We start from the raw sequence: 12,043 nt of genomic DNA, 5'->3' as shown, positions 1-12,043 counted from the left end.
ATACTTGACATTTGTAAAACATACTTTACATTTGTCAAACAAACTTTACATCCTTATGAAAACACGGTACCTTTTCCCGCATCGGTTTAAGAAACTGGGGTGGGCGCTCTTTCTACCAGCGTTGGTGTTGGGCTTGCTATTAATCAATGAACTAGTGAGTTTTCCTTGGCTGGAACTGCCCATGTTTGCCCTGTATGAACCAGCTATGTTAGGCGAACCTTCAGGCGTGAAAGAAACTTTTGAAATAGTTGAGAACAACCTAGCCGATGAAATCATAGCCACGCTGCTTTTAGTGGGCACGCTGTTGGTGACCTGCTCAGAAGTAAAGCAGGAAGACGAGTACAGCGGCAAACTCAGGTTAGAAAGCTTGCTCTGGGCCACGTACGTAAACGCCGGGCTCCTGATTTTCTGCTTCTTCTTTGTCTATGGCCTGGGCTTTTACCAGATCATGGTGTTCAATTTGTTCACCTTGATGATTCTCTTTTTAATCAGGTTTCATGTAGTCTATTACAGGGCCACCAATTTAGCCGTGCATGAAGAATAACGTTAGAAATGAGCGCGTGGCGGTCAAGCTCACCCAGGAAGATCTGGCCAAGAAAATTGGCGTGAGCCGGCAGACCATCAACGCCATGGAAAGCAATAAATACATTCCCTCCACGGTGCTGGCCCTCAAAGTGGCTCTGGTGCTGCAGAAAAAAGTAGAGGACCTGTTCTTTTTAGAGGACGATGATTAACCTACCGCAAAAAGCCTGACGTATCTGTATGTCAGGCTTTTGTAGTAGTTGTCGGTTCGTTTCCGTTTTGGGGCTCATTTCTGGAAATGAGCCTCAAAACGGCTTAGGCCATTTCAGTTTCTGAAGGAGGATTTTCCCGAGCCATCTTCTGGGCCATCATGCTGGCGGCCATGAGTTGCAAGGCGTGGTACAGCATGAGCGGCAACAGAATGATGCCCACCGTGGCCGCCCCCGGGAACAACACTTTAGACATGACCGTGCCGTGCACCAAAGATTTCTTGGAGCCGCAGAAAATGGCCACAATCCGGTTCTCCCGGGTAAAACCTAACCGTCGGCAAAAAAAGGAAATCAGCCAGGTCACCAGCAGAAACAGGCCCAGCATGCTTAGGCCCAAAAGGAAAAGAGTGGTTGCGCTGTAGTCGGTGAACAGGTTCTGCGAGAAAGATTCGCAGAAAGACGAAAACACAATGAGCAGAATGATGGCCTGGTCAAAAATACGCAGCTTGGCTTTGTGCGCCTCGGCCAACCGCCCCAACCGGGAATGCAGCAAGACGCCTAAGGTCACGGGCGCCACCACCTGCAGCAGTAATTTTAAAATCACGCTGTTGAGGTCAATTCCGGCTCCGGACGTGGAGGAAGCGCTGGAAAAAATTCCCAGTAAAACCGGCGTGAGGAAAACCCCCAGCAAACTGGAGATGCTGGCGTTGAAGATGGCTCCCGGCAAATTTCCGCCCGCTATGGACACCATCACCACCGAGGAAGAAACCGTGGAAGGCAGCGTGGCCACGTAAAAAATTCCCAGCCACAGCAAAGGCTCCAGCCCCAGTCCGCCCGTCATAAAAAATACCGCCCACACCAGCGCCGGGAACAGTAAAAACGTGCTGAACTGCACCACCAGATGCAAGCGCCAGTCACTAAGGCCTTCTTTCATTTTGGTCGGGCTCAGCCGGAGGCCATAAAAGAAAAAGATGCAGGCCACACCGTACGTGGAAATTTCCTCCAAGGGCAAGGGACTGTTGCGGTCGCCGGCCTCTGGCCACACGTAGGCCAAGCCCAGGCTTGCCAGCAGAAGCAGCAGAAAATTGTCCAGCCCAATCCGTTTCCTAAATGAGACCGAAGGTTGTTTGGCGGGCACCAGCCCGATGGGGGTTTGTTCCTGTGGCAAGCGGCTCAATTGGTTAAGTAATGAATGCAACTCCCGTTTTTGGGCTCATTTCCAGAAATGAGCCCAAAAACGGAAAACAAAAGTAAAGGTAGTACGCGCAAGCTATTTAGAGAGATGGAATTTTTACGCGCATCGGTCATTCTATTTCCTTGAAAGCTAAATAGGCAGTTTGGTCTTCCTCAGCCTGCTTTCTTCCCATGCCTGGCTCCTCTTATAGTAAACAAGACAAGCTTCTTTTATTTTTTTCTGAAGCGCAAGGCAACCAGACAACGTGAATTTGCATCTTCTTAAAAAAAGCCGAAAATATTTTTAACAGTACCTTGCTTTACATAGTACCTTATGCTAGTTTTGCCTCAACCTTCAGCAACACCTAAACCTTTGACTATGAAAACGCACCGTCACACCGTCCTTACCAAACGAATCAAAATCTCAGGAAATGATTTTTTGTTGATCACGTTGCTCCCGGCATTCACGGCGGTGTGCATGAGCTTGTTGTTCTCAGAAAAAGCCAGTGCCCTTTTTTTTGGCCCCTGTACCTTGTAATGCCCAGTACTTTCAGTAATTAAGAAATCTTTATAACCCACACTTATGAAAAAACTCTCCTACCTCCTCTTCACGCTTCTCCTCACCTTTTCCCTCACCGGCGCCCACGCGCAAAACACCGGCCAACTGACTGGTCTGGTGGTAGATGGCAAAGGCGAAGTGCTCTCCTATGGCACCGCCGCCCTCCTAAACGCCCGTGACAAAGCCTTCTTAAGCGGCACCGCCATTGACCTGGAAGGTACTTTCAAACTGAAAACCCCTGCGGCCGGAAAATACTTTTTCAGAATCAGCGCCATCGGGTTTGCCAGCCAGGATCTGCCGGTGTTTGAGGTGACCAGTGCTGACTTCTCCAAAAACTTCGGGAAAATAACCTTGCAGCAAGATGCCAAGGTGCTGAAAGAAGTGACCGTGGAGAACCTTCGGCCCACGGTAGATGTGCAACCCGATAAAATGGTGGTCAGCGTGGAAGGCACCGCCATGGCCGCCGGTAGCACCGCCTATGAAGTGTTGGCCAAATCGCCGGGCGTATGGGTGGACCAGGACGGAAATATTCAGCTCAATGGCAAGGCCGGTGTGAAAGTAATGATTGACGGCAAACTGACCTACCTGGACGGAAAGCAGCTCCAGACCATGCTGCAGGTCATGCCCGCTGAAAACCTCAAGAACCTGGAAATAATCACCAACCCCTCGGCCAAATTTGACGCTGAAGGCACCACTGGCATCTTGAACATCAACCTGAAAAAGAACACCTTGGCTGGCCTAAACGGAAGCGTGTACGGCGGCTACCTTTTCAACAAAGAACACGGTGGCAACGCCGGCGGAAACGTGAACCTGAAACAAGGCAAATGGAGCACCTCGGCCACGGCAGATGTAGCCAGCCGCCCGCGCTTGCGCTCTTTTAAGATGGACCGCACATTTATTACCAAGGAAGGCGAACTCAACCGGCAGTCTATGGCCGGTGGCGAAGATGGCCGGGTGTTTTCGCCCTCTGTGCGGTTGACCTCTGACTATGACCTGAACAAAAACCACAGCGTGGGTGCCACCGTTGGATTCGCCCAGTCAACAGCCGATATGTTGCTGACCACCAGAACCCAGACTACCAACGGCTTCACCAACACCCTCAACAAGGATGAAAACAAGTTCTCCAATGCTACCTTCAACGTTCACTACGCCGGCAAACTAGACACTTTGGGCACTACTCTTTCAGCAGATGTGGATGTGGTGAGCATCAAAGACAACGGTATAGGCACCTTTGAAGTAAAGGACGGCACCACCGCCACTTTGCTGGAAAACGTGAACCCCACCCAATATCAGATCTATTCGGCCAAAGTGGACTTTGCCCGGCCCTTGCCCGGCATTAAAGGCAAACTGGAAGTTGGTTCCAAAGCCAGCCTGGTGCTGTCTGACAACAAGATTGATTTCTTTACCTTGGGCAACGGCACCCGCCAACCCAGCGCTTTGCGCACCGGGGACCATTTCCTTTTTGACGAGAACATTTATGCGGCGTACGTCAACTTCAACATGAAACTGAGCGCCAACTGGAGCCTGCAATCTGGCTTACGGGCAGAATACACGGTGTCTGAAGGAAATTCAAAATCCCTCAACAAAACCAACAGCAGAGATTATGTAGACCTCTTCCCCAGTGTGTTCCTGCAGCAGAAAATATCAGAGAACTACCAGTTGAGTTATTCCTACAGCCGCAGAATCAATCGGCCGCGGTATGAAAACCTGAACCCCGCCGTGTTCCTGATTGACAATGACACAGAGGCCCAGGGAAATCCTTTTCTCAAGCCAGCTTACACCAATTCGTTTCAGGTGACGCAGACCATCAAGAAAACCTACAACCTGGTACTGGGCTATTCGCACACCAAAGACGCCATTTCAGAAGTGCCCGTGCCCGACGCTGTCAACAGAAAGACCGTGTTCCAGCAGCGCAACGTAGAAAACAAAGCCCTGAACGCCACGTTGGTAGCCCCCTTAACTGTTTCTACTAAATGGAACATCAGCAACAACGTGACACTGGCTTACCAGAACTGGCGCACGCCCGTGAACAACCTGGTAGTGACCAACGAACGCGTCATGTTTATGGCCCAAACCAACCACAACGTGCTGCTGCCCGGCAAATTTAAATTGGAGTTGAGCGGCGGTTACCAAGGACCGGGCAGTTTTAACGTGTACAGAACCTACGCCAGTTATTGGGTAGACCTGGCCGTGAAGAAATCCTTCCTGAAAGACCAGTTTGACGTAACCCTGGCCGCCACTGATATTTTTAGAAGCAGAAAAATGCAGGGCATGTCTAACGTAGACGGCAACACCAACGAGATTGACATGTACCAGTACGCCCAGGGCGTGCGCCTGAACCTGCGGTACCGCTTCAACAAAGGTGAAAAGTTTGAGATGAAACGTCGCAACACCAATTTAGACGAGGTAAACCGGGCCGGTGGCAACTAACCCACGGGCGGTATAAACCGCTGATCCAATTTATTTTCTTAAATTGATGCCCGAATGCAAACAGGGCGGCTGTGCCCCGCACAACCGCCCTGTTATTTTTTTACTAACCCACTACAAACCAAACCCGTGAAAGTAACCCGCTCGTTTTTGGCATTGGCCCTGGCTACTGCCTCCTTTTCAGCTTGCAAAACAGATACCAAAGACGCTGCCACCACAGCCGGCACCACTACCACCACAGACAGTACCACCACCGTCACTACTGCCCCAGAGCCAGCGGTCACCGACACCGTGGCCATGCCCGCCGCCCGGCCAGAGATAGTGTACATCAACTCAGACTCCCTGCTCACCAAATACCAGTTGTTCAAAGACGTGAAAGCGCGCCTAGAAGGCAAAGGAAAACGCCTGGAAACCGATTTGCGCACCAAGGCAGACGCCTTCAGAAAAGAAGTGGCCCAGTACCAGCAGACCGGTGCCAACATGACCCAGGAGCAGCGCGCCACCACTGAAAGGGCCCTCGCGCAGAAAGAGCAGCAGATTGCCGCCCAGCAACAAAACGCCGGTAACCAATTGGCCCAGGACGAGAACACCGAGATGAAGAAAATCTACGAAAAAGTAGAGGCTTACCTCAAGCGCGAAAGCAAAAATAAAGGCTACAAAATGGTCTTGACCTACAGCCGCGGCAACAGCGCCATCCTCTACAGTGACCCGTCTCTGGACATTACCGCTGAAGTCTTGAAAGGCTTGAACGAAGAATACCGCAGCACCAAGAAAAAATAAGCACCTGCGTTTTTGATATAAGAGAAAGCCCGGCAATTGCCGGGCTTTCTCTTTTTCATGGGCTTTGTAGTTTCCGTTTTTGGGCTCATTTCTGGAAATGAGGAATAAAACGGAAACTGAAAGTTAGTGTTGATAGGTTGAATAAATTGAATTTAACGGTTAGGCTAAACGGCGGCAGAAGGCCGTCGGCCGATGCTGGTGTTTAGCTGTTGTTGCCAGAAGGAGTTCTTTTATTTTATCACAAGACTGTACGGAGTCTTTAAATCTCCGTCGGGTTCTTTCTCAAACAAGCTAATCACCTTTTCTGGATTTTCAGCCAATATTGTTTTGTTCAAGGTCTGAATTTTAAGATTTGTGAAAGGTAAATCATTATCTAATCCAGCTATTGCCATCCCACACTCTAAGTATTCTCCCGATGGTATTTCAAATCGAACTTTGTTGCCTTCGAGTTCTATAATTTCATGTCCGTATGCCTGAAACTTGTTAGTCGTAGTTGCATTGACAGTTATCTTACTACCAGACTTATTTTCAATCCTTATCGAATATGTTGGGTCGCAAGACTGTACCAATAGCAGGACTAGAATTGCACTTAAAGAAAGGAAAGTGTTTAAGGGGCTTCTTTTCATTTTTTCTCTTACTGGCAACTATAGTATAAACAAACCACACCTGCACTAATCAGCAATATGTATTTCCCTATACCTGCACTTTATTGTCGTTGTTGACAAAAAAGCGCAGCTGCAAAACCGATATCTACTAGTTATCTAACAAGTTAAGTGTGAACTCTTTCCGTTTTGGGGCTCATTTCCAAAAATGAGACCCAAAACGGAAATTTCTACTCGTACCGAAGGGATTCAATAGGGTCTAACTTAGAGGCCTTGTAGGCAGGGTAATAGCCCGAGATGAGGCCTACCGTGATACAGATGAGCATGCCCACGGTCATCCAGAGCCAGGGCACGAAGAACTCGCCTGCCCCAATAACCGCCGAGATCACGTTGCCCATGAGCACGCCCAGGAAAATACCGGCCACACCGCCCAGCACGCAAATCACAATGGCTTCAATCAAGAACTGCAGCCTGATTTGTTTGATAGTCGCGCCCAAGGCTTTACGCACGCCAATTTCGCGGGTGCGCTCGGTCACAGACACCATCATGATGTTCATAAGCCCGATGGATGCGCCCAGCAACGTGATGAAGCCCACCAAAAAGCCGCCGGTTTTCAGGTAACCTGTAATGTCATTCAGGGTTTGCTCCACAGAGTCACTACGGGTAATTTCAAAGGAATCTTCCTGGCCCAGACGGTCTTGCCGCAGCTTGCGCATAATGCCGGCCGCCTCTTCCATGGCGAACGGCAGGCTGTTGTCATTGAGTATAGCCGATTTGATCTGGTAGGTTGGTTTGGAAGGCGTGGGAATCTGGGTGGCCGTCTCCAGCGGAATAATAATCTGTTGGTTGTTTCCTCCGCCGCCCATGCCGCCGCCGGTGCTCTTGATCTTGCCAATCACTTTAAACTTGCGGCCCAGCATCTGAATATTCTTGCCCTCGGGGCTTCCTTTGGGGAACAGTTTCTTGGCCACATCTTCGCCTATGATAGCCACCGGCGCGCCGTTCTCGTGTTCTGTGTTGGAAAACGGACGGCCCAGCTCCAGGTCTATGTTCTCATTCACCAGAAAATTCTCGTCGCCGCCCAATACAGAGATGTTGGGGTTGGTTTTAATGTTTCCGGCTTTCACAGTGGTGCCGCCGGCCAGAAAGGTGGAAAGGCTCACGCGCGCTTTGCCCTCCATCAGGTTCTTGTATTGCCGGGCCTGGAACTCGGTGATGTTGGGGTACACTTTGCGCTGGCGGCCGTCGCGTTGTCCGCCGCCGTCCCATTTTTTCTCTATGTCAAAGGAATTGGCGCCCAGCGTGGAAAACGTGCTGGACACAGAATACTTGATTCCCTCAATAGCCGTTAGAATACCTACCAATGACATAATGCCAATGGAAATGATAAGGGCCGTTAAAACAGTTCTGAGTAAATTGCTTTTGATGGACCTAAATCCTTCTTTGGTGTTTTCCAGTAAATTCATTTTCTCGTTGAAATGGGTAGGCTGCTGGCAATTAGTCGTAGGAACCGGTGATTTCTTACCGTTATAAAAGTAGAGGTTTTCCTGAATACTGCCGTATTTTCTTAAATTTGATTAAAACTTACTATAAATGAAGCGCTTACACCGGTTGATTTGCATTGCCCTGCTGTGGGGAGCCGTGGCTTTTTCTGCGCAGGCCTCTTACCTGCTGCTGCCCATGGACCAGAGCCAGAAAAATCACTTAAAGGCCTACGGCGTGGCCTTTTGGGCGCTCCAACGGCAAGTGGAAGTAGATTGGCTCCTCAATTACAAGGGCGGGTCCTTCGCGTTTAAACATGGCACCGAGCTGGAGAACGAACTGGTGGTGCGCGGCATTGGCTACCAGACTATCTCAGACGCGCAGTACAGCCAGATTCTCACCCAGATTTCGGCGCCCGAGTCAAATATGGACGTGATGAAACTGGAGAAAGCGCCCAAAATTGCCGTGTACTCGCCCAAATCCAAGCAACCCTGGGATGATGCCGTGACCCTGGTGTTGACCTATGCCGAGATTCCCTATGATTTAGTTTATGACCCCGATATTCTGGAAGATAAACTGGCCAAGTATGACTGGCTGCACCTGCACCATGAGGATTTCACCGGCCAGCAGGGAAAATTCTACGCCGCCTTCCGGAACGCCCCCTGGTATATAGAGCAGAAGCGCGAGTCTGAGGCCATTGCCAAGCGCTTCGGTTATGCCAAGGTGCCCGAGCTCAAAAGCGCCGTGGCCCAGCGCATAAGAGATTTCTGCGCCGGCGGGGGTTTCATGTTCGCCATGTGCTCCGCCACTGACACCTATGACATTGCCCTGGCCGCCGCCGGGCTGGACATCACCGAGGTCATGTTTGACGGTGACCCCGCAGACCCGCAGGCCAACCAGAAACTAAACTTTGACAACACCTTCGCTTTCAAAGATTTCACGTTGGTGCGGGACCCTTTCCACCCCGAGTTCTCCAACATAGACAACCAGCAAATTGAGCGCGGGCTACGCGAGAACAATGATTTCTTCCAGCTTTTCACGTATTCGGCTAAGTGGGACCCCATTCCTACCATGCTCACCCAGAACCATGAAAAAACCATCAAAGGTTTCATGGGCCTCACCACCGGTTTCAAGAAAAAACTGATCAAGTCAGAAGTGGTGGTCATGGGCGAAAACAAAGCCATAGACGAAGCGCGTTACATTCACGGCACCTTCGGGAAAGGCACCTGGACGTTTTATGGCGGCCATGACCCTGAAGACTACCAGCACTTTGTGGAGGAAGAGCCCACAGACCTTTCGCTACATCCCAACTCGCCGGGCTACCGCCTGATTTTGAATAATATTTTGTTTCCAGCAGCCAAGAAGAAAAAGCAGAAAACGTGATAAATTGTTAATTGTTGATGGCTAATTGCTTTATTAAGAAGGCTTCCGTTTTGGGGCTCATTTCCATAAATGAGCCCCAAAACGTAAGCCTTCTTAATTATGATTTGTATGCTGAATAACAATTAGCAAAAACCAATCAACAATTTACTTAGTGCATTCTGTCTGGTCTGGGCTCCAGGTTGGCGATAATGTTGGCCTCAATTTCCAGCAGTTCCTGCAGACGGGCATCCACAACTTCTTTGGGCATGTATTCTTTGGCCAGCTTCACAAAACCCACATAATGCGCCGCCTCGGAAACCATCAATTCATAGTAGAATTTTTGCAGGCCTTCGTCCTGAATGTTTTTCCAGAGGAGTTTGAAGCGTTCGCAGCTGCGGGCTTCCACCAAAGCGTTCACCAGCAAGTGGTCCATGAGCTGGCGCTCACGGAGACCGCCTTTTCTGATGTGTTGGCTTAATTGCACCACGTAGTCATCGGCGCGGTTGCGGCCCAGGGCATAACCACGCTTCTTCAGTTCCTCCAACACGCGTTCAAAATGGCTCCATTCCTCAGCCACCAGGGTGGTCATCTCCTCCACCAGTTTGGTTTTGTCGGGGTACTTCACAATCAAGGAGATAGCCGAGGTAGCCGCTTTCTGCTCACAGTAGGCATGGTCCACCAAGATTTCCTCAATGTTCATCTCGGCAATGTTCACCCAGCGCGGGTCTGTGGGCAACTGCAGTTTCAAGATAGATTTCGCCACTGGTTTTAAATTTGAAGATGTGGAAATTGGAAGATGTGGAAATTTGAAGATTTGAAAATGTGGAGATGTGGGAATTAGGAGATTTGAAGATCAATAACAATTTCCGTTTTGGGGCTCATTTCCAGAAATGAGCCCCAAAACGGAAATTGTATCATTAATTCCTTACGTCATTTTCAAATCTCTTCATCTTCAAATTTCCAAATTCCAAAACCTTAATCGTAGAAATTCCATTTCAGGCCGAAGAGGAAGCTGAACGGGTTGGCGATGTAATTAGGTGTGGTGTAGTAACCGGGTTCCCAGCTGTTCACCACGTTGTTGACATGGCTGAGCTTCAGGAAGATGTTGAGGTTCTTGATGTCGGTGTTCAGGAAGAGGTCCAGGGTTGGGTAGCGGGTGACGTTAAAGCTGTTCTGCAGGTGGAACTGCTGCGTGACGGGCATGTACCCATCGGCAAAATAGCTGGAATGCCAGTTCATCTCCACCCCTGCCTGCACAAATATAGCCGACTTGAACATGGGTGTCTGCACATAGGCTTTGGAGAGCACGTACCATTCCGGCATTCTGATCACTTCGTTCCCGCCCACGGCGTTGTAGAAAACGGTGTTGTCCAACACAAAGAATTTCAACTGCATGCGGTGCCTAAAACTGACTTGCAGTAAATCTGTGTTGCCGCTTACCTGGGCCGGTTGGGCCCAATCGCCGTTTAGGGAGTCTTGGTAATAGACGTAATTGCGAAGGTTGGTGAACTGGACCTGGCCCGAAAGAAAATGGTTTCTAATCTGTGATTCCAGTACCGCGGCCGTTTGGTTGGAGGTGATGTTCTCAAAGTCATTGTTCCAGGCGAAATGGTTGCTCTGCACCAGTTGCTGGGTTAAGGTGGGCGAGTAAGAAGCCCTGGTTTGGCGTACCGTCAGGAATTTATAACGGGCCTGGGCATTGATCAGGTAATCGCCTTCTCCCAGCATGAACTCTGCGTTGGTGGTGACATAAATATCATTCCGGAGCCGGAACTGGGCCTCGCCGCCAATAAAATTGTCTTTGATGGTGCGGTTGGTACCGCCTATGTAAACGCCTGTGAGGCTATCATTTATTCCGCGGGTGGGAACATAGTTGGCTCCCCGCGCACGTAACCGGTATTCGCCGTCACGGCGTTTGGCGTAGGCCCGGTACACAAAATACTTGGTGCTGCCCATTAAACCAAAGGTGTTCTCTACTTGCCAGTATAGGGCATTGTCCTGCGTAAGGGCTGTGTCTAACAAGGCTCTAGGGTAGAAAACGATGGAATCTTTCTTTCCCTTCAGGTCAACGTCTGTGAATTTATTAGCCTGGTCAAATGCGTCAACGGTATGGTACAGCTGCAGCCCCGGACCTATCAATTTATACCATTGTGTGGCCCTGATAGAGGTTCGTTTCTCATCTGTAACAGCGGTGCTCAGCCACACGGGTTGGCCGGTGAGCGAAAGCAATTCTTTGGGAGATTGGCCAGGTTTGGGTTGCACACCTCCAGACTCTATATGGTCATGGCTGGTGTGGGCATAAATGGCCATGATCCGGTACCTGTCGTTCTTGCTGAAATAATGCGTGAAGGCCTGCAAGCCGTAATGACTGACCAGGGCATTGTCTGAAGGATCTACCTGCCCAAACTGCCGCTCAGACCCTAGACGTTCATAGCCAATGCCCACGTTCCAGTTTGGCCCAATGTTGCGGGTGTGCTTGGTTCTGAAAATTGACTCACCCAAACCGCCCTGCACATAATTCAGGAACGTGTGCGGCGATTTGGTGTCATAGAACTCCACGGTGGCGGTGTTGACGGCATAGCGGTCAAAGGCGTTCCTCCCCAGGCGGGCTCCTAAAACGGTGGGCATGCGCCAGAAAAGCGGCTGTGAAGCGGTGCCAATATTGCCCAAATCCTGGTACAAGCTGGAATCATAATACCAGTGCCTGATGCTTTGCAGGTTGGTCAGGGCGGTGTCAATGCGCACCGGCGTAAGGTTTCCCTTAAAGATGTCGGCTTCCCTAATAATTAAAGTGGTGGCCGACCCATAGATTGCCTTGGTAGAGTCATCTATGATCTGCGCCTGGGCCAGATTGGCGGTGGCCGCCCATATGATTATTGCCGCGGCAATACGCTTAATACAATTCACAGTCAAAAGTAAGAATTAAT

11 protein-coding genes are annotated in these 12,043 nt (G+C 50.0%); 6 read left to right on the top strand and 5 right to left on the bottom strand.

The window, feature by feature from the left end; translation table 11 throughout:
• The first annotated feature begins 55 nt into the window (after positions 1-55).
• Positions 56-544 (top strand): hypothetical protein, encoded by a 489-nt coding sequence (locus tag IMY23_RS03755; protein ID WP_225986404.1) that lies wholly within the window; start codon positions 56-58, stop codon positions 542-544.
• On the top strand, positions 534-734 hold the full coding sequence (locus IMY23_RS03750; RefSeq protein ID WP_192820805.1) for a helix-turn-helix transcriptional regulator: 201 nt from the start codon (positions 534-536) through the stop codon (positions 732-734). Before IMY23_RS03755 ends, IMY23_RS03750 begins: the two co-directional genes overlap by 11 nt.
• A 103-nt stretch (positions 735-837) precedes the next feature.
• Here IMY23_RS03750 and IMY23_RS03745 read toward each other — a convergent pair whose 3' ends face one another.
• Positions 838-1,929 (bottom strand): bile acid:sodium symporter family protein, encoded by a 1,092-nt coding sequence (locus IMY23_RS03745; RefSeq protein ID WP_370589824.1) that lies wholly within the window; start codon positions 1,927-1,929, stop codon positions 838-840.
• A gap of 354 nt (positions 1,930-2,283) precedes the next feature.
• Between IMY23_RS03745 and IMY23_RS03740 the strand changes: the two genes are divergently transcribed.
• The 3 genes from IMY23_RS03740 (at position 2,284) to IMY23_RS03730 (ending at position 5,670) form a co-directional block, all read left to right on the top strand.
• The gene (locus tag IMY23_RS03740) at positions 2,284-2,442 is read left to right on the top strand and encodes a hypothetical protein (RefSeq protein WP_192820804.1); all 159 of its coding nucleotides are present in this window, start codon (positions 2,284-2,286) and stop codon (positions 2,440-2,442) included.
• 45 nt (positions 2,443-2,487) lie between these two features.
• A complete protein-coding gene (locus IMY23_RS03735) occupies positions 2,488-4,893 on the top strand; it encodes an outer membrane beta-barrel family protein (protein ID WP_192820803.1) in 2,406 nt (801 codons plus the stop codon).
• Positions 4,894-5,019: 126 nt separating this feature from the next.
• On the top strand, positions 5,020-5,670 hold the full coding sequence (locus IMY23_RS03730; RefSeq protein ID WP_370589823.1) for an OmpH family outer membrane protein: 651 nt from the start codon (positions 5,020-5,022) through the stop codon (positions 5,668-5,670).
• A gap of 230 nt (positions 5,671-5,900) precedes the next feature.
• Here the strand turns inward: IMY23_RS03730 and IMY23_RS03725 are convergent, their stop codons facing one another.
• A complete protein-coding gene (locus IMY23_RS03725) occupies positions 5,901-6,296 on the bottom strand; it encodes a hypothetical protein (protein ID WP_192820802.1) in 396 nt (131 codons plus the stop codon).
• A 206-nt stretch (positions 6,297-6,502) separates the two neighbouring features.
• Positions 6,503-7,738 carry an ABC transporter permease gene (locus IMY23_RS03720; RefSeq protein WP_192820801.1) on the bottom strand — a complete coding sequence of 412 codons (1,236 nt, stop codon included), beginning with the start codon at positions 7,736-7,738 and terminating at the stop codon, positions 6,503-6,505.
• A 127-nt stretch (positions 7,739-7,865) separates the two neighbouring features.
• Between IMY23_RS03720 and IMY23_RS03715 the strand changes: the two genes are divergently transcribed.
• The gene (locus IMY23_RS03715) at positions 7,866-9,137 is read left to right on the top strand and encodes an asparagine synthetase B (RefSeq protein ID WP_192820800.1); all 1,272 of its coding nucleotides are present in this window, start codon (positions 7,866-7,868) and stop codon (positions 9,135-9,137) included.
• 148 nt (positions 9,138-9,285) lie between these two features.
• Here IMY23_RS03715 and IMY23_RS03710 read toward each other — a convergent pair whose 3' ends face one another.
• Positions 9,286-9,879 carry a tRNA-(ms[2]io[6]A)-hydroxylase gene (locus IMY23_RS03710; protein WP_370589822.1) on the bottom strand — a complete coding sequence of 198 codons (594 nt, stop codon included), beginning with the start codon at positions 9,877-9,879 and terminating at the stop codon, positions 9,286-9,288.
• A 212-nt stretch (positions 9,880-10,091) separates the two neighbouring features.
• Positions 10,092-12,023, bottom strand: coding sequence for a putative porin (locus tag IMY23_RS03705; protein ID WP_192820799.1), 1,932 nt, complete (start codon positions 12,021-12,023; stop codon positions 10,092-10,094).
• Positions 12,024-12,043: the final 20 nt, after the last annotated feature.

Source organism: Rufibacter sp. LB8 (genome assembly GCF_014876185.1).
In the GTDB taxonomy this organism is placed as follows: domain Bacteria; phylum Bacteroidota; class Bacteroidia; order Cytophagales; family Hymenobacteraceae; genus Nibribacter.
This window is presented reverse-complemented; position numbering and strand designations above follow the sequence as displayed.

What these genes read in the sequence shown, in the direction of transcription:
- IMY23_RS03755 (WP_225986404.1), top strand. Translation starts at nt 56, where the DNA reads ATGAAAACACGGTACCTTTTCCCGCATCGGTTTAAGAAACTGGGGTGG.
- IMY23_RS03750 (WP_192820805.1), top strand. Translation starts at nt 534, where the DNA reads ATGAAGAATAACGTTAGAAATGAGCGCGTGGCGGTCAAGCTCACCCAG.
- IMY23_RS03740 (WP_192820804.1), top strand. Translation starts at nt 2,284, where the DNA reads ATGAAAACGCACCGTCACACCGTCCTTACCAAACGAATCAAAATCTCA.
- IMY23_RS03735 (WP_192820803.1), top strand. Translation starts at nt 2,488, where the DNA reads ATGAAAAAACTCTCCTACCTCCTCTTCACGCTTCTCCTCACCTTTTCC.
- IMY23_RS03725 (WP_192820802.1), bottom strand. Translation starts at nt 6,296, where the DNA reads ATGAAAAGAAGCCCCTTAAACACTTTCCTTTCTTTAAGTGCAATTCTA.
- IMY23_RS03720 (WP_192820801.1), bottom strand. Translation starts at nt 7,738, where the DNA reads ATGAATTTACTGGAAAACACCAAAGAAGGATTTAGGTCCATCAAAAGC.
- IMY23_RS03715 (WP_192820800.1), top strand. Translation starts at nt 7,866, where the DNA reads ATGAAGCGCTTACACCGGTTGATTTGCATTGCCCTGCTGTGGGGAGCC.